We start from the raw sequence: 22,420 nt of genomic DNA, 5'->3' as shown, positions 1-22,420 counted from the left end.
ATTCCGCTTGCGGGACGCCGCATCAGGTAACTCATTGCCAGAAAACAAAAAACCCGGCCGAAGCCGGGTTGATTTGGTGCGGTCGAGAAGACTCGAACTTCCACGGGTTGCCCCACAGCGACCTCAACGCTGCGCGTCTACCAATTCCGCCACGACCGCATCGTGGTAGGCCGAATTGCTTCGGCGAGGCAGCATCTAGCAAATGGATTCCGGCTGCACAAGTGTGCCGTGACAGTTTTTTGAAAGAAAAAACAATGTCCACAGCCGCCGCCTTTTGCGGTTGATATGAACCCCTTGTTTTGCGGGCCTCAGAGGCGCATTGCAAATTTACAATCTTCTTGTCAGAAGGCTTGTCATGCAGACACGTACCGATCTCGACCACCAGATGTTCCCTGCCGCGCACTGTCCGCCGGTGCGCTGGCGCATCTCGGACTGTCCCGTGCCCTATGAAGAAGCGCTTCAGACGATGGAGCGCGAAGTCGCCGCAATTGCCGACGGCAAGGCGGACGAACTCGTCTGGCTGCTTGAGCACCCGCCGCTTTATACGGCAGGCACCAGCGCCAACTCCGCCGATCTGATCGAGCCGAACCGATTCCCGGTTTATGATACCGGTCGCGGTGGGGAATATACCTATCATGGTCCCGGCCAGCGGGTGGCCTATGTGATGCTCGACCTCAAGCGCCGCCGTCAGGATGTACGCGCCTATGTCGCGGCACTTGAGCAGCTGGTCATCCAGACCCTAGAGTTGATGAATGTTCGCGGGGAACGACGCGAAGACCGAGTCGGCGTCTGGGTTCAGCGGCCTGAAAAGCCTCGCCTGCCGGATGGAAGCATGGCGGAAGACAAGATCGCAGCTTTCGGCATTCGCCTGCGCCGTTGGGTGAGTTTTCACGGCCTTTCATTGAATGTCGATCCGGATCTTTCGCATTTTTCCGGCATCGTGCCCTGTGGCGTGACATCCTACGGCGTGACGAGCCTTGTCGATCTCGGCATGCTTGTGCTGATGGAGGATGTGGATATTCGGCTCCGCGAGGCCTTCGAAGAGATTTTTGGGCCGACGGTCATCGAAAAGGCATAAGCAGACAATGGTCGATCTGAAAATCAAGAAGCGCCCGATCGGGGCTGTGGCAAGGGTTCAGCGAAATGGTCACCCGCAGGTGACGAGCCGAACCGGCGGCGAGATCGGTGTCGTGACCGGCGCATCCGAAGAGGGGTTCAATCCGCTCGATCTGATGTTTGCGTCGCTTTCCGCCTGCCTGGTTCTGAGCGCACGGATCGCGGCCAGCAAACTCTCCGTCCTCGACCGGTTTGACGGAGCTTCGGCTGATGTGACGGGTGAAAAGTCAGCCGAAGAACCTTATCGGATCGAGCGCTTCATCGTTGCGATCACGATCGATGGCGATTTCACCCAAGAAGAGCGCCACCAGATCGTTCATATGGCCGAAGAAATATGCACGGTCAGCAATACGCTGAAGACGCGCCCGGAAATTTCGCTTTCGGTCGGCTGACTGGTTCAGTCCTCATCTGGAATGCGGCTGTCGACGCCGGCGAGACGCAGGTGGTTGATGATCCTGCCTACACCAGCGACATTCCGGGTCGCGCCAATGATGCCATGTGAAGTCGCAGCATCATCGACCTGACCTTCTATCGTAACGTTGTTCCGATCCACGTGGATGTCGATCAGGTCCATTTCGACGATCCCCAGCGCATCGATGGCGTCGGTGACACGTTCCTCAAGGTCATCCCAGTTCTCAAGGCCTGTCGTGCCGGGCCGCAGGCTGTCACGCTGAGGTTCTTCAAGCCCGTCGAAACCCGCCTCGTCGATCAGAAAGCCGGGATTGCGGCCTGTCTCCACGTCGGGACTTGTGCTGCCATAGGCGGCATTGTCGACTGGACCGGCAGCCTGGCCGGGCTTGTCGGCATAGGGCCACCCGTCATCCAGGTTTCGGTCGTCGAAATCGCGAAAATCCTCTTCGCGGGAAATGTCGTTTATGTCTTTTTTCGGTGACATGGTGCCTCCGTGCCCTGTCTCGTTCCTGCGGCGCACCGCGGAGCTCGTTTCTAGTTCGGTAGACCTGCCCTGTTGCCGGTCAGGGTCAAATGATTCTCCACGTCGTGGACGCCATCGACCGTTTCGGCCGCGAGAATCACCTTGCGCGCCGTCATGATTGTGTCGACAGCGCCTTCCAGCACGACGGTCGTGCCCTTCACATGAGGTTCGACCGCGGATGTGTCGATATCCGGCAATGAGGCAATGCGTGCCGCAACATCACTACCGATCTTGCTGTCTTCGATCTTGGATGTTTCCGTCATGGTCTTTCTCCTCGTTCAACCATGAGCGGGTAACGCGCGAAGCCTCGCCGGGTTCGCGGGAAAATTCTATTTTTCCTTCTGCAACTTTTTCACCAGCCGCTCGCGCTTCAGTCGCGACAGCCGCTTCAGCCAGAAAATGCCATCAAGCTGATCGATCTCGTGCTGGATGCAGACCGCATGAAAATCCTTCGCCTCTTCTTCATGGGGATTGCCGGACAGATCCTGGTAACGAAACCTGACGTGGCGCGGGCGCTCCACCTCATCGGTCGCTCCCGGCATGGAAACGCTGCCTTCCATATGCCTGATTGTCTCGTCGCTCGCCCACAGGATCTCCGGGTTGACGTAATAAAGCGGTCCCTGGCTTGCAGAGAGTTCCAGCACGAAAAGGCGCTGGAATACGCCGATATGCGCGGCCGTGATGCCGACGCCGGGGGCGTCGCGCATCGTCTCCAGCAAATCCTGTGCGAGGTTCGACAGGGTCTCGTCGAAGCTTGAAACCGGCTCGCAGATCATGGAAAGGCCCGGATCGGGATAGCTCAGAATGGTGCGGACGGTCATGTCGTTTCTCTTGTTGTGACATGGCGGCAGATCTGCCACTCCATGATGAAATGCAGATAAAAAGCCGTTTCGCGGCTGTCGATAAAATTGCTTCAGTCTTTCATGCTATCTGATTGTTGACTATATGTTTTCCGTCGCTGTACCGGCAGTGGCAATCGTGCACGGCGAGGGCGGTTGATGAGTGATATCCAGAACGACACGCTCATCAGCCGGAAAGCCGGCAGCGAGGAGCATGATATCTATTCCGAAGACGGTTCTATCCGCTCGGACTTTCTGGCGCGCGTCGGCGCAGCTATTGCTGACCGCGATGTGCTTTTCCTTCGCCAGAATGTCGCGAAGCTGCATGAATCCGAACTCGGTGACCTGCTCGAATCGATCCTGCCGGACCAGCGCCTGGCGCTGGTCAAACTGCTCGGCAAGGATTTCGACCTTACGGCTCTTACCGAAGTTGACGAAGCCATCCGTATGGAGATCGTCGACCAGATGCCGAACGAGCAGATCGCGGCTGCGATCGGCGATCTCGATTCGGACGATGCCGTCTATATTCTCGAAGACCTCGACCATCAGGACCGCGAAGAAATTCTCGCGCAGTTGCCTTTTACCGAGCGGGTGCGGTTGCGGCGTGCGCTGGATTATCCCGAAAGCTCCGCCGGCCGGCGCATGCAGACCGAATTCGTCGCCGTGCCGCCGTTCTGGACCGTCGGCCAGACGATCGACTATCTGCGCGACGAGGAAAATCTGCCGGACAGCTTTTCGCAGATCTTCGTCATCGATCCGACGTTCCGGCTGCTCGGTATCATCGATCTCGACCGTATCCTGCGCTGCAATCGGCAGATCCGGATCGAAACGATCATGCGGGAAACCAACCACCCGATCCCGGCCGACATGGACCAGGAAGAGGCGGCCCAGATCTTCGAGCAGTACGACCTTCTGTCTGCCGCCGTTGTCGATGACAATGGCCGCCTCGTCGGTGTGCTGACCATCGATGACGTGGTCGATGTGATCCAGGAAGAGGCGGAAGAGGATATTCGCCGCCTTTCCGGTGTCGGCGACGAAGAACTGTCCGACTCGGTGAAGGATACCTCGCGCTCACGCGTGCCGTGGCTGATGGTCAATCTCGTCACCGCTTTCCTGTCGGCATCCGTCATCGGGCTGTTCGAGGCGACGATCGAAGAGATCGTGGCGCTCGCCATCCTGATGCCGATCGTCGCCGGCATGGGCGGCAACGCCGGCTCTCAGACAATGACGGTGACGGTTCGGGCGCTCGCCACCCGCGATCTCGACATCCATAATGCCTGGCGTGTCGTGCGCCGCGAGGCGGGCGTCGGTCTGATCAACGGCATGCTGTTCGGCACCGTCGTCGGTTCTGTGGCCGGCTGGTGGTTCGCCGATCCTCACCTCGGAATGGTGATTGCGTCGGCGATGATGATAAACATGTTTGCTGCTGCGATGGCGGGCATGATGATACCGCTGCTGCTCGACAAGGCAGGGACCGACCCGGCGGTTTCGTCCGCGGTGTTCGTGACCGCAATCACGGATATGACCGGTTTCATGAGTTTCCTCGGCCTTGCAACACTATGGTTGCTGAAATAGGCACGGTTTGACTGTTACGTAAAAGTCAATTATTTTCGCGGGTCACAGCAAGGAAGTTACGTGGACAAATATTACAGCATAACCGAACTGACCCGCGAATTCGGCGTATCGACACGCACATTGCGATTCTACGAGGACGAAGGCCTGCTTCATCCCGAACGTCGCGGCCGGACACGTCTGTTCCGGGCGGCGGATCGTCGCCTGCTTCTGGAGATATTGCGTGGACGTCGCATCGGCTTCACGATCTCCGAAATCCGCGAGATCATCCAGGTTTACCGTGAACCTCCCGGCGAAATGGGCCAGCTCAAGCTGTTGATGAAACGCGTCGATGAGAAGCGTGACGAATTGCGCCAGAAGCGCAAGGATATCGACGAAACGCTGGCCGAACTCGACAATGTCGAAGAAGCCTGCCTTACGCGTCTCGCCGAAATCGGCGTCGGCACCTGAGGCTTTATTGCCTCAGGGCTGCTGCGCGTCGATCGAGCATTCCTGCGCCATGATCTGAACCCGGTTATCCTGCGCGTTAATCGTGCCGTTCTGCAGCGGTGTCATCAACTGTTCCGCGATCAACTTGTCGGCTGTGCAGCCGCAAAAACGCTGGCAGAGAGCGGGATCGCCCGTCTCTCGCAGGCAGCTAGGCTGGCAGCTGTTCATATAGACGAGCCGCGGATCAGGGGCCGGAGCCGGCGAAACAAGCGAGAAGAGATAGACGAGCGCAAGCAGGATCGGCTGGTGGACCAGATAGACGATCAGGCTGTGGCGGCCGGCCTTTGCAAGCATCGTATCGGTGGACTGCAGTTTTGCCAGTCGTCCGGTCCAGCCGCGGACAATGGCGAGCCGGGTAACTGCGATGCCCATCAGAAGCGCCGCCAGCCAAGGGAATAGCGGCACGTAATCGTTCGAGCGCGGCGGGAAATCGGCAAAGCCGATCCAGGCCAGCCAGCGCGTTTCAAACAGCGATGACTGCAGCATGCCGGGCATGACAACGGCATCGACAATCATGGCGGCGACGATCACGACCGGTACCGCGAAAGCGATGGCGAGTGGCAATTGCAGGAAGGCCAGGCCGATCAGGCTCGACAGGGCGATATTGTGCAATATGCCGAAAAAGATCCATTCCTGCGGGAAGATGAAGAACGTGGCGATGCTGATCGCGATGGCCGCGCCTGCCACGATGGTGAGGCGTTTCCAGAAGGAAGGCCAGCGTATGTCGCGACCATGCGCCAGAACCAGGCTCACACCGGCGAGAAACAGGAACGAGCTGGCAATCGCGCGGGCATAGAGCCGGAAGAACCCCTGGGTTGCCGTGCCGGGATCGACATAGCCGAAGAACTCGATGTCCCATGTGAAGTGATAGGTCGCCATTGCGATCAGCGCTATGCCGCGAAGCGTATCGATCAGCAGGATACGAGGCGCTCGCTCGCTTGTCGGCTGCGGTGGGGTGTCTGCTGCAGTCACTCTTCTCAAATCCCTCAGTCGTCTTCCATGATGGCGAGCCGCGCCTCGGAAAAATACTGGCGGCGGACCAATGCCACGATGATGATCACCGTTGTTGCCATGAACACATAGGGTCCGGCGAACCAACCGAGATAGCCGATCGACAGAAAAAGTGTCCTGAGGCCGGAATTGAAGTGCTTAGCTGCAATCATGTTCATTCTGATGACATGATCGGCGGCCCGGCGCGCCGTCTCGGGGTCGGCTTCGGCCTCCCTTGTCATAGGCAGGCCGCCGAAAAGGATCGTGCAGTAATTGAAAAGCCGGTAGGCCCAGCCGAACTTGAAGAAGGCGTGGCCGAGAAGAAATGCCAGTCCGCCAACCTTCATTTCGAAGACGGCCTGTCCGCCATAGGGGACAAAGGGCAGGTGAGAGAAGACCGCATTGACTTTCTCGGTCGAGCCGAGAAGGGCGAAACAGCTGCCCAACGCGAAGATCGACGAGGTGGCGAAAAATGCAGTTCCGTTCTGCAATCCGGCGAAGATCTGCGTATCGATCATCCGCAATTCACGCTTCAGGGAATTGTATATCCAGCGATGCCTTCGCTCGACCATGGCCTGGTTGAGGCTCTGCCGTGGAAGATATTTTCCTCCCGAACCCGCTGAAAACCAGGAGTAAGCCGCCCACAGAAAGGCGAAGAGGGCGAGCGCAATGTAATCTGCCAGAATCATGGAAAACTGCCGGAAGCCGAAATCGTATCATCCGACTTTTGCGTTGTTTCATCCGTCGCGGCAAGGGGAGCGATCAATCGCTGCCAAGAGTTTATGTGGACTTGCGCATCTGAGGACAAGACAGCATATGTGATCTGCGCCTCATGTCGTTGATGTCCAATAGTGTGTCGGATCGCCAACATGACGGCACACTCATATGACATAGGCTGAGACCGAGTTTGATCGGGCAGCCAGTATCTGGCCAGTATCTGGATTGTAGACTTCCATGTTTCTCTCCGTCTTCGACGTTTTCAAGATCGGCATCGGCCCGTCGAGTTCCCACACGATGGGGCCGATGTCGGCGGCCAACCGGTTTCTCGACCTCATCCTGTCCGACGACTGGCCGCGTCCCGCCGGTGCCCATGTTGCCGCCCTTCAGGCTTCGCTCCATGGCTCGCTCGCCTTCACCGGCATCGGGCATGGAACGGGCAGGGCGGTCATTCTCGGCCTGATGGGCGAAGCGCCGAATACTGTCGATCCGGACCGGATGGACGCGATCATCGAAGAGGTGGAGCGGACAGGCCGCGTGACGCCACCCGGTCATCCGGCCTATTACTTCCAACCGAAGACAGACCTGATCTTCGACAAGAAGCAGGCTCTGCCAGGACACGCCAACGGCATGAGCTTTTCGGCGCTCGACAAGGATGGCCGGTTGCTTCTCAAGCGGATCTATTACTCGATCGGCGGCGGTTTCGTGGTTACCGATACCGAGCTTGAGGCAATGCGCGCAACGAAGGACGCAGGCGGCGGCGATCACGTGCCCTATCCGTTCGCGACTGCCCGGCAAATGCTCGAGATGTCCCACGGCGCGGGTCTTTCGATCGCGCAGATGAAGCGGGCCAACGAATTGACCCACACGAGCGCGCAGGCGCTGGACGAGGGTATAGACGCGATCTGGGAGGCAATGAACGGCTGTATCGATCGTGGCCTCAAGGTCGATGGCATCATGCCGGGCGGGCTCAAGGTCAAGCGGCGGGCGAGGGCGATCCATGATCGTCTCAACGAGGAATGGCGCAGCAACAGGCCCAATCCCCTCCTCGCCAATGACTGGCTCTCGGTTTACGCCATGGCGGTGAACGAGGAAAATGCCGGCGGCGGTCGCGTCGTGACGGCGCCGACCAATGGCGCTGCCGGCGTCATTCCCGCAACGCTCAAATATTTCCTGCATTTCCACGAGGATGCGACGAAAGACGATATCCGCGAATTCCTGCTGACGGCTGCTGCGATCGGCGGCATCATCAAGCATAATGCCTCGATCTCCGGCGCCGAAGTCGGCTGTCAGGGCGAGGTGGGGTCTGCGGCGGCCATGGCCGCAGCGGGGCTTGCCGCCGTTATGGGTGGCTCTCCGGAGCAGATCGAGAACGCCGCCGAGATCGCGCTCGAGCACCATCTCGGCATGACATGCGATCCGATCGCCGGTCTTGTCCAGGTTCCCTGTATCGAGCGAAACGCGCTGGGTGCGGTCAAGGCCGTGACCGCCGCTTCGCTTGCCATCAAGGGCGACGGCACGCATTTCGTGCCACTCGATGCCTGTATCGAGACGATGCGCCAGACCGGCAACGACATGAGCGAGAAGTACAAGGAGACCTCCACCGGCGGCCTTGCCGTCAATGTGGTGGAGTGCTGAACGCGCTTATCGCTGTGGACCCGGTCGGGATTTGACTTGACTGGCGGCCTTGGCGGGTCTTCAAGCCAATTATGGCTCTTCATCTCATCAAGCTCTGCGTCGGCGCCGACAGTATCCAGGATCTGAGAGACTGGGTTTCCGAGCGATCCCTGACCGCGATGGCTGCCGGCCTCGAGCCGCACAGCATCCATACGACCCGCATGGTTCCCAAGCGCGTGGAAGAGCTGCTCGACGGTGGCTCTCTCTATTGGGTGATCAAGGGGCAGGTTTCCGCGCGGCAAAATCTGCTCGACCTGCGCACCTTTACCGGTGGCGACGGCATTCAGAGATGCGAGTTGGTTCTCGGCCCGGAAGTGATAGAGACCGCGTCGCAGCCGAAGCGACCGTTTCAGGGCTGGCGTTATCTGAAGGATGAGGAAAAGCCGCGCGATCTCGGTGCGCTGGGCGACGATGTCGCGGCGCTTCCAGAAGACCTGCGCCGCGAACTGTCTGATCTGGGGTTGCTTTAAACTTCAGTTTTAGCCGGAAGCCTCATTCTGACCGGTACACGGCCGGAATGTGCTGCCACATGCAGGTGGATACCTGCTTCCGGCTGCGACTGGCGCCAGGCACGTGCGCCATGGCTCAGGAGAAGAGAGACCAGATCCCGGGTCTTTTCCTTCGAGCGGGTCAGGCCGAGACCGGCCAGCCGCATAGCCGCTTCGTGAAGCGGATTGAGTGCCACGCCCCTGGCCCTGGACAAATGAGCCGTTCCGAGATTGGCGCTGTTTTCATTCATTCCCATCGGAAACCCCGTTTACACATTACATTTCGAGATTTCGCCGGGCCATTTGCGGCCCGGTGTTGAGGCGAGGGCCATAGGCCCTCACCGTTACTGCATGGACGCCCAGCAGCTCACGCCCTTCTTCTTCAAGACGTTGCAGGCATCCACCGCGGTCTTCTGATCGTCGAAACCACCAAAGCGGGCGCGGTAAATTTGTTCGCCCTTGTTGCTGAAGGCGACCGTAAAGGGTTTGGCGGAACGCAATACCTTGCCGCCTTTATCCTGCGCATTCTGCAGGAGATCGAGAGCCATCTTCTCACTCGGAGAAACGCCAATCTGAATAACCCAGCCGGACATGGCGGAAGCCGATGCACTAGTGCGGGTCGAAGCCGTGGTGACCTGATCGACAGGTTCCGAAGGCTGGTCACGCCTGGTTGCGGCGGCTTCGCGCTTCGGCAGCGATGCCTGAGGAGTGACTGCCGCGAGGGCCTGGGTGGCGGACTTGCTCTGCGCGCTTTCGCCAGCATAGGCTGAGGCGGAAGCTGCTACTTTCGGCACGGCAAGTGGTGCGGTCGGACGCTGCTCGCGCTGTTCGTAACGGGCATCGGGCATCGGGCCGCTATTGGGCAGGTCGAGTGCAGCCACCTGGCGGCTTTCCGATACCTCGGCCATTACTGCGGGGGTGCGCGGAACCGGTGTCGCGGGGACGGAGGGAGCGGTCTGCGCGATCAGGTTGGAACTGCCGCCGCGGGAAGCCTTGGGCAGATATTCTGCAACCAGCTTGCGCATTGTCGCATCGCGGGCGGCGCTGGAGCGGCCGCCGAGCACGACGGCAACGATAGAGCGTCCGTCGAGCTGTGCTGAAGTGGCAAGGTTGCTGCCAGCAGCCCGGGTGTAGCCCGTCTTGATGCCGTCTACGCCCTTAACCGTACCGACGAGGCGATTGTGATTGCCGATCGTCTGCTTGCCGAACTGGAAGGTGCGGATGCTGAAATAGCCGTAATACTGCGGGAAATGCTGACGCAGTGCGATTCCAAGGCGGGCCTGGTCGCGGGCGGTGGTCATCTGTGCCGTGTTCGGCAGGCCGTTTGCATTGCGGTAAGTTGTTCGGGTCATGCCGAGCGCGCGGGCCTTGTTGGTCATCAGCTGCGCGAAACGTTCTTCCGAGCCGCCGACATACTCGCCGAGTGCCGTTGCCATGTCATTGGCGGAGCGAGTTACAAGGGCACGGATCGCCTGGTCTACGGTGATCGAGCCACCGGCGCGCACGCCGAGCTTGGACGGGGGTTCTTTGGCGGCATTGGCCGAAACAGGGACTCTCGAATCAATCGAGAATCGACCCGCTTCAAGTGCCTCGAATGTAAGATAGAGGGTCATCATCTTCGTGAGCGATGCCGGATAGCGCAGGCCATCCGGATCTTCACCGTAAAGCACCTTGCCCGACTTCGCGTCGACAACGATGCCCGCATATTTAGGATCCGCATGCGCCGGCTGCGCAACTGCGGATAACGACAACGCAATTGCGATGAAGTATCCGAGGCGTTTTGCCTGCGCTTTCACTGCACCCTTGGGAAGAGACGCCGGGAACATGGTTTTCAACACTGCCGCACTCATCGATTCTGTCATTTTTCAATAGATCCGGACGTGCCCCCACCCCGGATTGCTAGTGAAGCAATCTAGGAGAACAGCGTTACCAAGAGGTTTATGATGAACGGCCACTTACTTCGATTTGAAGCATTTTAGTCGCCTTTCGAAGCGGAGTTGCTGCCGGTGGCGTCAAGCCGCGCGTCGACAAACGAGTGAACTGCGGCATCAATGTGATCCCAGTCCTTCAAAAGGCTGCTCGAGAATCGATAAAGAGTGGTCAGGTCGCTGCCGATATGTACATCCCGTTGGCAATCGCCGCTGGTGGCGTGCCCGGTGGCAGACGGTAAAAGGCACCGTACGACGAAGGGCTGTTTGCCAGGGCGTTCCGCCGTCAGAAGAACCTCTTCCCCGTAGCCGCTCGTGTTCTTGAGGCGATGAAGCGTCAGTCCATGGCCGTAAGCGATCGGCGGCCCATCAAACAGCTGGGTGTAGATAGGCTCCAGGCGTCCGGACATGTCCTTCGACATGGTGCTTTGGGAAATCTGCAGAAAGATAAGGAGGTCGGAGCGCTCGACATTGTCAAAACTGTCTCGCCGATCATGGCCGTATCCCATCATGCCCGGCCATGTGAGGTAGAGGTCGATGCGCTCTGCCGGTCCGGATCGACGCTGTTCGGCGAAGCGTATCGTGTTTTCAGGAACCTGCAGCGTGTCTTCACCGATGGTGACGGCCAGCATGGCGCTGCTTTCCGAGTGGCCGCCCAACGCCATGCGCTGACCAAGCCAGCGGCCACCGATGCTGATCGCAAGGGTTATTGCAACAAGCAGGATCGTGGCCAGCGTCAGCCGCTGCAGAAATCGATCGGAAATGAGTGGCAGGTCTTCCTGCGGCTGCGCTGAGGCGCGGCGTGTCATGGTCGGTCCCGTGTCCAGATGTGATTTTGCGGGACCGGAACAGGATACGGGGTCCAAACGCCTCTGCCCGCGATAGTCTCGCGGGCAGGGTTAATTTTCGGTGAATTCGTTGAGGTCGGTTTACTGGCTGACGCTGCCCACGGCGATGGCGCGGCCATCTTGGAGCTTGACCCAGCGCGACGGATCAACCGTGTCCTGACGCTTCAGGTAGGTGTATTCCGTGTCCATCCAGGGCAGAACCTTGTTGCGCATGTTGTCGAGGATGTAGTCGCCGCGATCGGTGCGGACGGTGAGGACGGCATGGCCTTCGCCGTTCGGCTGCAGCACGACGGTGATGAGCAGGTCCGATGCATCAAAGCCCTTCTGCATCAGCATCTTGCGCTTCAGGAGAACGAAGTCCTCGCAATCGCCTGCCGTCGTTGGGTAGGTCCAGAACTCCTCGACGCCGTAAAGTTCCTGGTCGGTCATCGGGGTGATGTCTGTGTTGACCGTGTAGTTGACGTCAAGCAGCGTGCGCCAATTGTCTTCCGTCAGCGCAACGGGGCCGGCATCGCCCTTAAGCGGCTTGCATTCGCTGACATAGGTCTTGCAGAATTCGTAATGACCGATCGGCGGGCTCGCTTTGCCGATGACGCGCATGGCACCGGCCGGCATTGCAAGCGATGGTGCGGCAGCTGCGAGTGCGATGGCGGCGGTCAGGAATACCTGTGCAAGTCTTTTCGGAAGCGTCATTTTTCTGTCTCCCCGTGGTTGGTGAGACAATGCCGGAAAGCCTTTGAGTGAACGCAAAATAGCGACGTAAAATCAATCGCTTATTGTAATAGATATTGACGAAAAACCGAATAAAACACGCGTTGTTTTTGAATAAAAGACGACGAAAATTCGCGGCAAATTTAGCTAAAATTCTACTCGAATCCGGCCGACCTTCTCGTAAGTCTCTGGAATCTCATCACGTCAGTCTGTTCGTGCTCTCGCCAATCGTAAGGCGGTTGGGATGTGTATGCTCCGACCGGCTTCGAAAATGCAGTTCAAATTGCTCTGACGGCGCGCAAAAACGCCCTTCTAGGCCTTCAAAATTGCCTGGAAAAAAATCCCGAAAAGATACATTTTTTTGATACTGACCGATTTTCGGACGGCAGTGCGTGGGGAGCCGCCGTTTTCGTGTCGATTTCGGACGTGGAAACGAACGACCGATTGGCTGAAAATGATATCGGGAGATTAAGGCGCTGTCGCGCAGATGGGCGGCAGCCTTGCTGTGGTGAGGTGCTTTAAGTTTTAAAGCGAAGAGTTGAGATGGGGCGAGCCAAACTGGATGCTCGCGAAACGCGTCAGAGGAATTCCGTCAGGGCTTCGCGCGACTGGACCGACGCGAATTCGATCGCGACGCCTTCCATGAAATGGCGGACGACGCGGCCGCGCATATTGCCAAGTCGCACCGGGGTTCCGATGACCGGCCTGATCTCGACATCGACAGCTGCGCCCGACAAGGAAAGGTCCATTAGGCGGCAGGAATAGCGGCTGCCATCTTCGAGAGTCAGTTCAGTCAGCGTGTTGCGCGGCATCAGGCGATCGTGTCGACGATCTTCCGGCAGGCCAAGCTCGTGCTTGTTGGCAATCCAGGTCAGCTGGGCTGCCAGCTTCTCGCGCTTTCGCTCGGTGGCGTTGATTGACAATACAAAGCCATCGTTGGTGAGGCTGATCACATTGCCTTCAAGTCGTCCAAGATGGTCGAGATAGGCTATGACGCGCTCGTTCAGGCGCGGCTGTCCGGTGCAGACAAAGTTCACGTCGCCGGGCGACATGTCTATAACCGTGCAGGGGTATTCTTCATGATCAGCCAGCATGAGACGTCCTTCGACGTTGACCGCGACGCGCTGAAACGAGCGCTGGGCAGCGATCGCGTGCGTCTGCTGGGTCTGTGCCGGCTGGAAGGAATACATGTTAGTATGTCTGGCTCTGAGCTGATGCTGAACCAGATAGATAACATTAGGCAGTTAACAGATGGTTGTCCCGGCGCCCGGACTTATCGTCCGGGTTGGGCGGCTTTCTGCCCGACCAGTCGGCGAAAAAAGGTGATCGGCATTGCTGTCGAAACATTGCTGTCGGCGCTGATGGTTGGTCGCGTCCCGTCCGGTTTGACAAAGCCCCAGCTTTCAAAAGCCAGGCCCCGTACCGGCACGGCGGTGAAAGGGAGCGGGGTTTCATGCGGCACGAGCGCCCCGAGCGCACGATCGCTTCGATATCCCTGTGAACGGATAGGCATCAGAAGCAGGTCATGGGCGTAATCTTGCCCGTCATGCGACAATCTGATGTCGAGCAAAGCGGGGCGTTCGTAGAACAGGACATGTTTGAGGATTGTCGTCGGCTCATCGTCTTGCGCACCGAGCCACATGAACGTGTAGTCGAGGCCACGCAGTTCTCGATCGAAAAGTTCGCAGATGCGTGTCCCGGCAAGCGCGAAAGTCGGCCTGTCGGAGACGGTCGAATTGACGATGAACAGATGTGGCAGAAAACGGCGCAAAGCCGACGGATCGATCTGGGAACGCAAGGGGGCCGGCCGGCTGCCTCTTAAGCCGTTCCAGTAGTTAAAGATTTCTTGTGTTGCCGTATGTAGCATGCGTCAGTCCTGTTCGATTATGATCCAGAATGCCCCTCGGAACCGTGTGGATAGGCTTTACCCAGCGAAAATCGTGCCAGTTGGCATGGGTGGTGTAACGGCGAACCCATGCGGCGTGTCGCATGCCCGTATGCGCGGCTTTTCAAGCCCCGAACGCTGCTGTATTCCTGATTCACTGCTGATGACGGAAGGATTGGCCATGGACGATAGGCCCGACATGGCCCCCGAAGAGGATGCATTCGCGCAGAATGGTAGGCGTGAGAGGCAGCCTGTCTTCAATATGCCGGGCATTCTTCTCGCCAGCATGGTTCTGCTGGCCACGCTTTATATCGTCCAGGAATATCTGCTGAGCGCAGACGCGCAGGCCGAGTTTATCGTCACGCTGGCGTTTACCCCTATCCGCTACATCTTTCCGTTGTCGGAGCAGGGATATGAATGGCTCTGGACGCCGGTCACCTATTCGCTTCTTCACGGTAGTGTGGAGCATATTGCCTTCAATGCATTATGGCTCGCGGCGTTCGGCACGCCTGTCGTTCGGCGCATAGGTGCCGTTCGTTACGTGATCTTCTGGGTTTTATCCGCAGCCGCAGCTGCTTTCTTTCATGCCGGCCTTCACTGGGGTGAGGAAACCCTGTTGATCGGTGCGTCCGGTGTGGTCTCGGCGCTGATGGGGGCCTCCTGCCGTTTCGCCTTTCCCGATGGCGGCGGCTACGATCGCACCCATGGGCATCTTTATCCTCGCCAATCTATCCTCGGTGCGTTTTCGAATCGCACGGTGGTTATTTTCACGGCCATGTGGTTCTTGGGAAATATTCTCGTAGCCGTCGGTCTGCCGCTGATTGGCAGCAATGCGGGTGATATCGCCTGGGACGCCCATATAGGCGGTTTTCTTTTCGGCTTTCTGCTGTTCTCGCTTTTTGATCCAATTCGCTACCGTGAGCTGTAACTGCCACGGCTTGAACTCGCCTCGGGGCCGATCTACAATTCCAGATGTATGGAGAAAGTGCCGGAAGTCTCGGAGGAGGAGATGTTCGGCACGGTGATTGGCCATGTGGATTGGTAAGGAGAAGGCATGTCGACTACCGTGAAGATGATGCTTGATGCCAAAGGGCGCGCAGTTCAGACGGTCGAACCAGACCGGAAGCTGCTGGAGGTTGCGTCGGTTCTGAACGAAAAGAAGATCGGTGCCGTCGTGGTGGCCGGTCTGGAGGGACGTATCGCCGGTATCTTCACAGAACGTGATCTGGTCAGGACGATTGCGACCCACGGTGTTGCCGCGCTCGAAAAGCCGGTTCAGACAATGATGACAACAGGCGTGACGCGCTGTCGTGAAGAGCAGACGGTGGAAGAGGTCATGGAAATGATGACTGCCGGCCGCTTCCGTCACGTACCGGTCGAAACCGATGGAAAGCTTGCCGGAATTATCTCCATCGGCGACGTGGTGAAGGCGCGCATGCGCGAAGTCGAGCTCGAGGCCGAGCAGATGAAGGCCTATATCGCCAGCTGAGGCGCGGCTTTGTTCATTGAAAACTGCTTCGCCCGTTTCTAGCGGGCGAAGACCTCCTGCATGCGCTTCAAGGCGCCGATCTGCGCCATGGTTTCTTCATAACCGCGCTCGATCGCTTCACCCGCGCGGTGGAATTCCGACAGGCCGATATCATTCAGGCGCGGATGAAGTGCTAGATCCGGCGGGTCTCCGGCCAGGCGGGCGCGCGAAATGCGTTCCTGGATTATGTTGAAAGCCTGTACCATCGTGCCGGTGACGCCGACCTTCGCCTCGTCGGATCGTTCGCGGATCACTTCGTCGAAGGTCTGGACGCTCGCGTTGTGCTTGACCACGGCCGAGCGGCCGAAGACGTCGTAGTTCAGGTTCACGGCGACGACGAGCGGCTGCTCATAGGCCCGGCAGACGGAGGTCGGCACCGGATTGACCAATGCGCCATCGACCAGTGTCCGATTGTTGCATTTGACCGGTTCGAAGATGCCGGGAAGCGCATAGGATGCGCGCAGGCCGGTGATCAGCGAGCCGCTGGAGATCCAGATCTCGTGTCCGGTCAGAAGTTCGGTCGCAACCGCCACAAATGGGCGATCGAGATCTTCGATTGCCAAGCCTTCGAGATGTTCCTGCATTCGCTTTGTGAGCCGCATGCCACCGAACAACCCGCCGCCGCCGATGGTAAGATCGAGAAGCGCTGCGATGCGGCGCATGGTGAGCGAACGGGCGAATGCTTCCAGTTCGTCGAGCTTGCCGGAGAGATAACAGCCGCCGACCAGTGCGCCGATCGAGGTGCCGGCGATCATGCCGACCTCGATGCCTGCTTCGTCCAGCGCCCGCAGGACGCCGATATGCGCCCAGCCGCGGGCTGCACCGCCGCCAAGCGCAAGCGAAAGTTTTGCTTTACGGGGAGGGGCAATCACAACCGGGGGCGAAGGGTTTTCGACGCCAGCCGTAACAGTGTCCTGCGACGCGGCCTGACGGTCCGAACGGTTCCAAGTCCAGTTCAGCATTGATCCATACCCTCCTGAGCCGATCACTGCGTAATCGCTAATTAACGCATCGGATGGTTTCGAAAGCGTTTACTCTGGCGGCAGCTGGATCAGAACGGGACGGGTTACCTATTCGGTCGGCTTGCTGGAATACACGGCTTCAGGATCAAAATGACGCGCATCGTCCCTGATTTCAAGGATGGTACGGTCGTCATCTTTTGTTACCGCCCGATAGAAACAAGAGCGGCGACCGGTGTGGCAGGTCGCGTCATGGCCTGCAACGGAGACTTTCAGCCAGATTGCATCCTGATCACAATCGGTACGGATCTCGTGGACGGTCTGCAGGTTTCCGGAGGTTTCGCCCTTCTTCCAAAGCGATTTGCGCGAGCGGCTGAAATAATGGGCGATGCCGGTATCAACCGTCAGCTTCAATGCCTCGGCATTCATGTGTGCGACCATCAGAAGTTCGCCGTCGCGCGCATCGGTGACGACGGCGGTGATCAAGCCGTTATCGTCGAAACGCGGCGTGAAGAGGCCCGCCCCCTCAAGCTCGGCCTTGTCGGCGGAGGGGGCAGGGAATTCTGAAATGTTCATGGCAGATACCTGTGCGGATCACCGGTTGCGGGCAAGCGTGAAGAAACGTGCCTGCTCGGTCGGATTGGTCTTGAACTCGCCGGTGAACGTGGTGGTCAGCGTACGTGAGCCCTGCTTCTGCACTCCGCGCATTTCCATGCACATGTGCTCGGCTTCGATGAGCACGGCAACGCCGCGCGGCTTCAGGGTGTCCTGGATCGCATTGGCGATCTGCGCCGTCATGTTTTCCTGGGTCTGCAGCCGGCGACCGAAAATTTCGATCACGCGAGCGATCTTCGACAGGCCGAGGACCGGGCCGTTCGGCAGATAGGCGACCGTCGCCATGCCCTTGATAGGCAGCATGTGGTGTTCGCAATGGGAAAAGAAGGGAATGTCGCGCACCAGAACGATATCGTCGAAGCCCGACATTTCCTCGAATGTGCGGCCGAGCACTTCCTGGTAGGACTGCTCGTAGCCGGCAAACAGTTCGCGATAGGCTTTTGCAACGCGCGTCGGCGTGTCCAGCAGGCCTTCGCGGGCGGGATCGTCACCTGCCCAGCGCAACAGCGTGCGGACTGCCTCTTCGGCTTCCTGCTGGGTTGGACGAATCGGCTGCTGTGCCTTGTCCTTCACCTGTTCCTGGCCGCCGGCCGGAAAATTCTTCACAATCGCATCCATCTATTGTCTCCCGATGCGGTTCAAGGCCGCATCCGACATACATTCGGGTGTGTCATCATCAGCATTCCGACGGCTCGCCTACGCGAGTTTGCGCCGTTCAAGCCGGTCTCAAAGCCCGTATCTGATCGCTGGCGGGGCTTTTGACAAGGTATTCTCTTCCGCTGACGCGCAAAATTGGCAAAATCCTGTTTTATTGATCATCGCTTCGAGGCATCACATATAGTCAGATACAGGCCCATTCCCAAGAGCCTTTACGTGACGATCCGTTCACCGGATCACCACAGCGAACTGAGACGAAACGGACGCATCGCATGGACGACATCTACAATCAGAAGATCCTCGAGTTCGCCGGAAATATCACGCGCGCCGGTGTGATTGCTGACGCTGATGCGACATCCGAGAAGCATTCCAAGCTCTGTGGCTCGAAAGTGCGGGTCCATCTCAAGCTCGATGGCGGTGTGGTGACGGATTTTTCCCACGAGGTGCGGGCCTGCGCGCTCGGGCAGGCTTCTTCGGCAATCATGGCGCTGCATGTTGTCGGCGCGACAGCCGGTGAATTGCGTCAGGCGCGCCTCGACATGCTGGCGATGCTGAAGGATGGAGGCGAGGGGCCTTCCGGCCGTTTCGAGGATATGCGGTATCTGAAGCCGGTGAAAGACTACAAGGCCCGCCACGCTTCGACCATGCTGACTTTCGATGCTGTCGTGGATGCAATCGATCAGATCGAGGCGAGGCAGGCGGACAGGCTGGAGGCTTGAGGTTGGTTGCCGTGGCCGCCCCCCTCTGGCCTGCCGGCCATCTCCCCCACAAGGGGGGAGATCGACTCGCTGCAGGCGTCTTGCCAAACAAAGCGCTCCTACTCGCAGTCAAGCAAGGTTTGCGGAAGGTCGAGCGCACGCGCCCAGCTGATCTCCCCACCTGTGGGGGAGATGGCCGGCAGGCCAGAGGGGGGCATACGCGCGCAAACGAAGGACGCAAGGCAAACGCCTCCGGCGACGACGCCTGATGTGCAACTCCCCCGACTGCAACCACGAAAAGCCCGCACCACGCTTCTCTCGCAACTGGCAAGGCCCGTTCCGCAAGACGCCCGGGCGGCTGTTCGGAATGGGTTTCATCCGTCTCTACCAGCTGACGCTCTCCGGCTTCATCGGCAATTCCTGCCGGCATATCCCGACCTGTTCCGAATACGGCTACGAAGCCTTCGCCAGACATGGTTTCTGGTCCGGTTTCTGGTTGACGCTGTTTCGCGTCGCGCGTTGCGGGCCAGGCGGCACGAGCGGGCTCGATCCGGTGCCGGAAGCGCTTGAAGCCGGTTATCGGCAATGGATGCCGTGGCGGCTTTGGCGCTGGGGCCGAAAGGCCTCGTAATCTTTACTCCGCCGCGATTTTTGACTATCACGCACGCGTTCGATGCCGCTTCGGCCAAAGCCGCCGCGGTCCTTTTTTGACCACCCGCATTCGTTGGCGGGACTGGACAGGAGAATTCAGATGTCCGTTTCCCTTACATTTCCCGATGGCTCCGTTCGCGCGTTCGACGCGGGCACGACCGGTTTTGCCGTTGCCGAATCCATTTCCAAGTCGCTGGCCAAGAAGGCCGTCGCAATCGCGCTCGATGGCGAGTTGCGCGATCTCTCCGATCCCGTCACCGATGGCAAGATCGAGATCGTCACGCGCACCGATCCGCGCGCGCTGGAACTCATCCGCCACGATGCCGCTCACGTCATGGCCGAGGCCGTGCAGGACCTGTGGCCTGGCACCCAGGTGACGATCGGCCCGGTTATCGAGAACGGTTTCTACTACGACTTCAAGCGCGTCCACCCGGACAGCCGCGAAGACTGGCCCTTCACGCCCGAAGATCTGCCGAAGATCGAAAAGAAGATGAAGGAGATCATTCAGAAGAATGCCGCCTTCACCAAGGAGATCTGGTCGCGCGAAAAGGCGAAGGACGTGTTTGCCGACAAGGGCGAGGCCTACAAGGTCGAGCTGGTCGACATGATCCCGGAAGGCCAGGAGCTGAAGATCTACAATCAGGGCGGCTGGTTCGACCTCTGCCGTGGTCCGCACATGGCCTCGACTGGCCAGATCGGCACTGCCTTCAAGCTGATGAAGGTTGCCGGCGCATACTGGCGCGGCGATTCCACCAAGCCCATGCTGACGCGCATCTACGGTACGGCCTGGGCGACCCAGGAAGAACTGGACCAGTATCTCCACGTTCTCGCCGAAGCCGAAAAGCGCGATCACCGCAAGCTCGGCCGCGAAATGGATCTCTTCCATTTCCAGGAAGAAGGTCCGGGCGTGGTGTTCTGGCACGGCAAGGGCTGGCGCATGTTCCAGACGCTGACGGCCTATATGCGCCGCCGTCTGGCCGGCACCTATGAAGAGGTCAATGCACCGCAGGTGCTTGACGCCTCGCTTTGGGAAACCTCGGGTCACTGGGGCTGGTACCAGGAAAACATGTTCGCGGTAAAATCCGCCTACGCCTTCACTCACCCGAAGGACGAGGAGGCGGATAACCGCGTCTTCGCGCTGAAGCCGATGAACTGCCCGGGTCACGTGCAGATCTTCAAGCATGGTCTGAAGTCTTACCGCGAACTGCCGATCCGTCTTGCGGAATTCGGTCTCGTGCATCGCTACGAAGCTTCGGGCGCGCTTCACGGCCTGATGCGCGTGCGCGGCTTCACGCAGGACGATGCGCACGTCTTCTGCACCGACGAACAGCTGGCGGCGGAATGCCTGCGCATCAACGCGCTGATCCTGTCGGTCTATGAAGATTTCGGCTTCGAGGAAGTCGTCGTCAAACTGTCCATGCGTCCTGAAAAGCGCGTCGGCACCGACGCTCTGTGGGATCGCGCCGAAAGCGTGATGACGGATGTGTTGAAGACGATCGAGGAACAGTCGGGCGGCCGCATCAAAACCGGCATCCTGCCGGGCGAGGGCGCGTTCTACGGTCCGAAGTTCGAATATACGCTGAAGGACGCGATTGGCCGTGAATGGCAGTGCGGCACGACGCAGGTCGACTTCAACCTGCCGGAACGTTTCGGCGCCTTCTATATCGACCAGAACTCGGAAAAGACGCAGCCGGTGATGATCCACCGCGCCATCTGCGGCTCGATGGAACGTTTCCTCGGCATCCTGATCGAAAACTTCGCGGGCCATATGCCGCTGTGGTTCGCGCCGACGCAGGTCGTCGTTGCAACCATCACGTCTGATGCCGACGACTACGGTCGCGAGGTTGCGGAAGCGCTGCGCGAGGCCGGCCTGCAGGTCGAAACCGACTTCCGCAACGAAAAGATCAACTACAAGGTCCGAGAGCATTCAGTTGCCAAGGTTCCGGTGATCATCGTCTGCGGCCGTCAGGAAGCAGAGCAGCGTTCGGTCAACATCCGTCGCCTCGGCTCGCAAGCGCAGACGGCCATGTCGCTCGACGAGGCACTTGCCTCGCTGGTCGATGAAGCTACGCCGCCGGACGTCAAGCGCCGCAAGGCTGCCAAGGTCAAGGCTGCCTGATCTTTGAAACATCGACAGCGCCCGTCATGCACGGGCGCTGTCAGAATATTGTCATCGGACTGAAATATTATAAGCTCGTGATGAATGGGCGGAGCTTCCGCGGAGACAGAATGCGCTTCAAGGAACTCTCTTACGCCAACGAGCGCGATCCGCGCCTCAAGCGTTGGTTTATCCGCTCCATCGAGGGACTATCCGGCCGCGACCGTTATGCCCGCCTCTATGACATCTGGCGCAAGGACATCGTCGGCAAGACCGATCGCGTGTTCGGCAAGATGCTCGATCTCATCGATGTCGAACTCGACGTGCAGGGGGAGTGGCTGCCTGTTGTCGAGCACGGGCGTCCGCTCGTCATCGTCGCCAACCATCCGTTCGGCATCGGCGACGGAATTGCTGTTCTGGCCATGGCCGAACAGCTTGGCCGACCGTTCCGTGTCCTGATCAATGACGAACTGCTGAAGGTGCCGGAAATGGCGCCCTATTCGCTGCCTGTCTCCTTCGAGGAAACGAAGGAAGCGCTGGCGATCAACATGCAGACCCGCCACGAAGCGCTGAAGCTTCTGAAGGAAGGCGTGACGATCATCATCTTTCCAGCCGGCGGCGTCGCCACCGCGAAGAAGGGTTTCGGCATGGCGCAGGATCTTCCCTGGAAGATTTTTGCGGCAAAGCTGGTGCAGACCGCCAAGGCCAATGTCGTGCCGATCTATTTCGAAGGCCAGAACGGCCCGCTCTTCCACATTGCGAGCAAGCTGTCGCTGACGCTCAGGCTGTCATTGCTGATCCGCGAGTTCAAGCGGCTTTCCGGCAGCTCGATCCGGGCGCGTGTCGGGGCGATGATGACCTGGGAAGAACTTTCCAGCATCAAGGAACGCAAGGACCTGCTGACGGTGCTCCATGACGCGGTGTTTTCGATGCGTCCGGTCAAGCGCTCGCGTCTGGCTAGGTTTCAGGAGAAAAGGCAGGCTGCGCAAGAAGCGATTCGCAAGGAAGCGGCCTGATTTC

General features: G+C 59.0%; 26 protein-coding genes and 1 tRNA gene. 12 read left to right on the top strand and 15 right to left on the bottom strand.

What is annotated here, in order from left to right; all coding sequences use genetic code 11:
* Positions 1–74: 74 nt before the first annotated feature.
* A tRNA-Leu gene (locus ACI3K0_RS00850) sits at positions 75–159 on the bottom strand.
* A gap of 196 nt (positions 160–355) precedes the next feature.
* Between ACI3K0_RS00850 and lipB the strand changes: the two genes are divergently transcribed.
* Together lipB and ACI3K0_RS00840 are read left to right on the top strand one after the other, a co-directional pair.
* Positions 356–1,078: a lipoyl(octanoyl) transferase LipB gene (gene lipB, locus ACI3K0_RS00845; RefSeq protein WP_183821578.1), complete on the top strand. Its 723-nt coding sequence runs from the start codon at positions 356–358 to the stop codon at positions 1,076–1,078.
* A gap of 7 nt (positions 1,079–1,085) precedes the next feature.
* Positions 1,086–1,508, top strand: a complete 423-nt coding sequence (locus ACI3K0_RS00840) for an OsmC family protein (protein ID WP_183821579.1) — start codon at positions 1,086–1,088, stop codon at positions 1,506–1,508.
* A 5-nt stretch (positions 1,509–1,513) separates the two neighbouring features.
* Here ACI3K0_RS00840 and ACI3K0_RS00835 read toward each other — a convergent pair whose 3' ends face one another.
* From ACI3K0_RS00835 to ACI3K0_RS00825, 3 genes are all read right to left on the bottom strand, one after another.
* Positions 1,514–2,011 (bottom strand): BON domain-containing protein, encoded by a 498-nt coding sequence (locus tag ACI3K0_RS00835; protein ID WP_183821580.1) that lies wholly within the window; start codon positions 2,009–2,011, stop codon positions 1,514–1,516.
* 50 nt (positions 2,012–2,061) lie between these two features.
* Positions 2,062–2,313 carry a BON domain-containing protein gene (locus tag ACI3K0_RS00830; protein WP_183821581.1) on the bottom strand — a complete coding sequence of 84 codons (252 nt, stop codon included), beginning with the start codon at positions 2,311–2,313 and terminating at the stop codon, positions 2,062–2,064.
* 66 nt (positions 2,314–2,379) lie between these two features.
* Positions 2,380–2,871, bottom strand: a complete 492-nt coding sequence (locus tag ACI3K0_RS00825) for a peptide deformylase (RefSeq protein WP_404944797.1) — start codon at positions 2,869–2,871, stop codon at positions 2,380–2,382.
* A gap of 177 nt (positions 2,872–3,048) precedes the next feature.
* On the opposite strand from ACI3K0_RS00825, the gene mgtE reads away from it, so the two are divergent.
* Both mgtE and ACI3K0_RS00815 read left to right on the top strand, forming a co-directional pair.
* Complete coding sequence (gene mgtE, locus ACI3K0_RS00820) at positions 3,049–4,464, top strand: magnesium transporter (protein WP_148144832.1); 1,416 nt, start codon at positions 3,049–3,051, stop codon at positions 4,462–4,464.
* A gap of 60 nt (positions 4,465–4,524) precedes the next feature.
* Positions 4,525–4,911 carry a MerR family DNA-binding transcriptional regulator gene (locus tag ACI3K0_RS00815; RefSeq protein WP_148144831.1) on the top strand — a complete coding sequence of 129 codons (387 nt, stop codon included), beginning with the start codon at positions 4,525–4,527 and terminating at the stop codon, positions 4,909–4,911.
* Positions 4,912–4,923: 12 nt separating this feature from the next.
* Here the strand turns inward: ACI3K0_RS00815 and ACI3K0_RS00810 are convergent, their stop codons facing one another.
* Both ACI3K0_RS00810 and ACI3K0_RS00805 read right to left on the bottom strand, forming a co-directional pair.
* Positions 4,924–5,922 carry a DUF1624 domain-containing protein gene (locus tag ACI3K0_RS00810; protein WP_343062254.1) on the bottom strand — a complete coding sequence of 333 codons (999 nt, stop codon included), beginning with the start codon at positions 5,920–5,922 and terminating at the stop codon, positions 4,924–4,926.
* A 14-nt stretch (positions 5,923–5,936) separates the two neighbouring features.
* Positions 5,937–6,629, bottom strand: a complete 693-nt coding sequence (locus ACI3K0_RS00805; protein ID WP_148144829.1) for a DUF599 domain-containing protein — start codon at positions 6,627–6,629, stop codon at positions 5,937–5,939.
* A 265-nt stretch (positions 6,630–6,894) separates the two neighbouring features.
* Between ACI3K0_RS00805 and ACI3K0_RS00800 the strand changes: the two genes are divergently transcribed.
* Complete coding sequence (locus ACI3K0_RS00800) at positions 6,895–8,295, top strand: L-serine ammonia-lyase (RefSeq protein ID WP_183821583.1); 1,401 nt, start codon at positions 6,895–6,897, stop codon at positions 8,293–8,295.
* Positions 8,296–8,366: 71 nt separating this feature from the next.
* Positions 8,367–8,804, top strand: a complete 438-nt coding sequence (locus ACI3K0_RS00795) for a DUF1489 family protein (protein WP_148144827.1) — start codon at positions 8,367–8,369, stop codon at positions 8,802–8,804.
* Here the strand turns inward: ACI3K0_RS00795 and ACI3K0_RS00790 are convergent.
* The 6 genes from ACI3K0_RS00790 to ACI3K0_RS00765 form a co-directional block, all read right to left on the bottom strand.
* Positions 8,801–9,079: a hypothetical protein gene (locus ACI3K0_RS00790; protein WP_183821584.1), complete on the bottom strand. Its 279-nt coding sequence runs from the start codon at positions 9,077–9,079 to the stop codon at positions 8,801–8,803. The two genes, ACI3K0_RS00795 and ACI3K0_RS00790, sit on opposite strands and share 4 nt — an antisense overlap.
* A gap of 87 nt (positions 9,080–9,166) precedes the next feature.
* Positions 9,167–10,648: a D-alanyl-D-alanine carboxypeptidase gene (locus ACI3K0_RS00785; protein WP_246435834.1), complete on the bottom strand. Its 1,482-nt coding sequence runs from the start codon at positions 10,646–10,648 to the stop codon at positions 9,167–9,169.
* Positions 10,649–10,797: 149 nt separating this feature from the next.
* On the bottom strand, positions 10,798–11,559 hold the full coding sequence (locus tag ACI3K0_RS00780; RefSeq protein WP_404944796.1) for a hypothetical protein: 762 nt from the start codon (positions 11,557–11,559) through the stop codon (positions 10,798–10,800).
* A gap of 120 nt (positions 11,560–11,679) precedes the next feature.
* Positions 11,680–12,291 (bottom strand): transglutaminase-like cysteine peptidase, encoded by a 612-nt coding sequence (locus tag ACI3K0_RS00775; protein WP_148144824.1) that lies wholly within the window; start codon positions 12,289–12,291, stop codon positions 11,680–11,682.
* A 596-nt stretch (positions 12,292–12,887) separates the two neighbouring features.
* The gene (locus ACI3K0_RS00770; RefSeq protein ID WP_183821586.1) at positions 12,888–13,499 is read right to left on the bottom strand and encodes a PilZ domain-containing protein; all 612 of its coding nucleotides are present in this window, start codon (positions 13,497–13,499) and stop codon (positions 12,888–12,890) included.
* Positions 13,500–13,582: 83 nt separating this feature from the next.
* Positions 13,583–14,176 (bottom strand): PAS domain-containing protein, encoded by a 594-nt coding sequence (locus ACI3K0_RS00765; RefSeq protein ID WP_183821587.1) that lies wholly within the window; start codon positions 14,174–14,176, stop codon positions 13,583–13,585.
* A 217-nt stretch (positions 14,177–14,393) separates the two neighbouring features.
* On the opposite strand from ACI3K0_RS00765, the gene ACI3K0_RS00760 reads away from it, so the two are divergent.
* The gene (locus ACI3K0_RS00760; RefSeq protein ID WP_246435837.1) at positions 14,394–15,122 is read left to right on the top strand and encodes a rhomboid family intramembrane serine protease; all 729 of its coding nucleotides are present in this window, start codon (positions 14,394–14,396) and stop codon (positions 15,120–15,122) included.
* Positions 15,123–15,248: 126 nt separating this feature from the next.
* Positions 15,249–15,683, top strand: coding sequence for a CBS domain-containing protein (locus tag ACI3K0_RS00755; RefSeq protein WP_148144821.1), 435 nt, complete (start codon positions 15,249–15,251; stop codon positions 15,681–15,683).
* Between the two features lie 38 nt (positions 15,684–15,721).
* On the opposite strand, the gene ACI3K0_RS00750 is transcribed toward ACI3K0_RS00755, so the two are convergent.
* The 3 genes from ACI3K0_RS00750 to folE all read right to left on the bottom strand — a co-directional run bounded on the left by ACI3K0_RS00750 (position 15,722) and on the right by folE (position 17,914).
* Positions 15,722–16,684: a patatin-like phospholipase family protein gene (locus ACI3K0_RS00750; RefSeq protein WP_148144820.1), complete on the bottom strand. Its 963-nt coding sequence runs from the start codon at positions 16,682–16,684 to the stop codon at positions 15,722–15,724.
* 108 nt (positions 16,685–16,792) lie between these two features.
* Positions 16,793–17,257 carry a phosphoribosyl-AMP cyclohydrolase gene (gene hisI / locus ACI3K0_RS00745; RefSeq protein ID WP_404944795.1) on the bottom strand — a complete coding sequence of 155 codons (465 nt, stop codon included), beginning with the start codon at positions 17,255–17,257 and terminating at the stop codon, positions 16,793–16,795.
* Positions 17,258–17,275: 18 nt separating this feature from the next.
* Entirely contained in the window at positions 17,276–17,914 is a 639-nt protein-coding gene (folE, locus tag ACI3K0_RS00740; RefSeq protein ID WP_183821589.1) for a GTP cyclohydrolase I FolE, read from the bottom strand.
* A gap of 311 nt (positions 17,915–18,225) precedes the next feature.
* On the opposite strand from folE, the gene ACI3K0_RS00735 reads away from it, so the two are divergent.
* From ACI3K0_RS00735 to ACI3K0_RS00720, 4 genes are all read left to right on the top strand, one after another.
* Positions 18,226–18,672, top strand: a complete 447-nt coding sequence (locus ACI3K0_RS00735) for an iron-sulfur cluster assembly scaffold protein (RefSeq protein WP_148144817.1) — start codon at positions 18,226–18,228, stop codon at positions 18,670–18,672.
* A 247-nt stretch (positions 18,673–18,919) separates the two neighbouring features.
* Positions 18,920–19,282, top strand: a complete 363-nt coding sequence (gene yidD, locus ACI3K0_RS00730) for a membrane protein insertion efficiency factor YidD (protein WP_183821590.1) — start codon at positions 18,920–18,922, stop codon at positions 19,280–19,282.
* 120 nt (positions 19,283–19,402) lie between these two features.
* On the top strand, positions 19,403–21,421 hold the full coding sequence (thrS, locus tag ACI3K0_RS00725; protein WP_210303573.1) for a threonine--tRNA ligase: 2,019 nt from the start codon (positions 19,403–19,405) through the stop codon (positions 21,419–21,421).
* Positions 21,422–21,531: 110 nt separating this feature from the next.
* Positions 21,532–22,416 (top strand): 1-acyl-sn-glycerol-3-phosphate acyltransferase, encoded by an 885-nt coding sequence (locus ACI3K0_RS00720; RefSeq protein ID WP_183821591.1) that lies wholly within the window; start codon positions 21,532–21,534, stop codon positions 22,414–22,416.
* Positions 22,417–22,420 lie beyond the last annotated feature (4 nt).

The sequence above is a fragment of the Rhizobium sp. ZW T2_16 genome (assembly GCF_044987325.1).
In the GTDB taxonomy this organism is placed as follows: Bacteria; Pseudomonadota; Alphaproteobacteria; order Rhizobiales; family Rhizobiaceae; genus Neorhizobium; species Neorhizobium cellulosilyticum.
This window is presented reverse-complemented; position numbering and strand designations above follow the sequence as displayed.

What these genes read in the sequence shown, in the direction of transcription:
- lipB (WP_183821578.1), top strand. Translation starts at nt 356, where the DNA reads ATGCAGACACGTACCGATCTCGACCACCAGATGTTCCCTGCCGCGCAC.
- ACI3K0_RS00840 (WP_183821579.1), top strand. Translation starts at nt 1,086, where the DNA reads ATGGTCGATCTGAAAATCAAGAAGCGCCCGATCGGGGCTGTGGCAAGG.
- ACI3K0_RS00835 (WP_183821580.1), bottom strand. Translation starts at nt 2,011, where the DNA reads ATGTCACCGAAAAAAGACATAAACGACATTTCCCGCGAAGAGGATTTT.
- ACI3K0_RS00830 (WP_183821581.1), bottom strand. Translation starts at nt 2,313, where the DNA reads ATGACGGAAACATCCAAGATCGAAGACAGCAAGATCGGTAGTGATGTT.
- ACI3K0_RS00825 (WP_404944797.1), bottom strand. Translation starts at nt 2,871, where the DNA reads ATGACCGTCCGCACCATTCTGAGCTATCCCGATCCGGGCCTTTCCATG.
- mgtE (WP_148144832.1), top strand. Translation starts at nt 3,049, where the DNA reads ATGAGTGATATCCAGAACGACACGCTCATCAGCCGGAAAGCCGGCAGC.
- ACI3K0_RS00805 (WP_148144829.1), bottom strand. Translation starts at nt 6,629, where the DNA reads ATGATTCTGGCAGATTACATTGCGCTCGCCCTCTTCGCCTTTCTGTGG.
- ACI3K0_RS00800 (WP_183821583.1), top strand. Translation starts at nt 6,895, where the DNA reads ATGTTTCTCTCCGTCTTCGACGTTTTCAAGATCGGCATCGGCCCGTCG.
- ACI3K0_RS00795 (WP_148144827.1), top strand. Translation starts at nt 8,367, where the DNA reads ATGGCTCTTCATCTCATCAAGCTCTGCGTCGGCGCCGACAGTATCCAG.
- ACI3K0_RS00790 (WP_183821584.1), bottom strand. Translation starts at nt 9,079, where the DNA reads ATGGGAATGAATGAAAACAGCGCCAATCTCGGAACGGCTCATTTGTCC.
- ACI3K0_RS00785 (WP_246435834.1), bottom strand. Translation starts at nt 10,648, where the DNA reads ATGTTCCCGGCGTCTCTTCCCAAGGGTGCAGTGAAAGCGCAGGCAAAA.
- ACI3K0_RS00780 (WP_404944796.1), bottom strand. Translation starts at nt 11,559, where the DNA reads ATGACACGCCGCGCCTCAGCGCAGCCGCAGGAAGACCTGCCACTCATT.
- ACI3K0_RS00775 (WP_148144824.1), bottom strand. Translation starts at nt 12,291, where the DNA reads ATGACGCTTCCGAAAAGACTTGCACAGGTATTCCTGACCGCCGCCATC.
- ACI3K0_RS00770 (WP_183821586.1), bottom strand. Translation starts at nt 13,499, where the DNA reads ATGTATTCCTTCCAGCCGGCACAGACCCAGCAGACGCACGCGATCGCT.
- ACI3K0_RS00765 (WP_183821587.1), bottom strand. Translation starts at nt 14,176, where the DNA reads ATGCTACATACGGCAACACAAGAAATCTTTAACTACTGGAACGGCTTA.
- ACI3K0_RS00760 (WP_246435837.1), top strand. Translation starts at nt 14,394, where the DNA reads ATGGCCCCCGAAGAGGATGCATTCGCGCAGAATGGTAGGCGTGAGAGG.
- ACI3K0_RS00755 (WP_148144821.1), top strand. Translation starts at nt 15,249, where the DNA reads ATGTCGACTACCGTGAAGATGATGCTTGATGCCAAAGGGCGCGCAGTT.
- ACI3K0_RS00750 (WP_148144820.1), bottom strand. Translation starts at nt 16,684, where the DNA reads ATGCTGAACTGGACTTGGAACCGTTCGGACCGTCAGGCCGCGTCGCAG.
- hisI (WP_404944795.1), bottom strand. Translation starts at nt 17,257, where the DNA reads ATGAACATTTCAGAATTCCCTGCCCCCTCCGCCGACAAGGCCGAGCTT.
- folE (WP_183821589.1), bottom strand. Translation starts at nt 17,914, where the DNA reads ATGGATGCGATTGTGAAGAATTTTCCGGCCGGCGGCCAGGAACAGGTG.
- ACI3K0_RS00735 (WP_148144817.1), top strand. Translation starts at nt 18,226, where the DNA reads ATGGACGACATCTACAATCAGAAGATCCTCGAGTTCGCCGGAAATATC.
- yidD (WP_183821590.1), top strand. Translation starts at nt 18,920, where the DNA reads ATGTGCAACTCCCCCGACTGCAACCACGAAAAGCCCGCACCACGCTTC.
- thrS (WP_210303573.1), top strand. Translation starts at nt 19,403, where the DNA reads ATGTCCGTTTCCCTTACATTTCCCGATGGCTCCGTTCGCGCGTTCGAC.
- ACI3K0_RS00720 (WP_183821591.1), top strand. Translation starts at nt 21,532, where the DNA reads ATGCGCTTCAAGGAACTCTCTTACGCCAACGAGCGCGATCCGCGCCTC.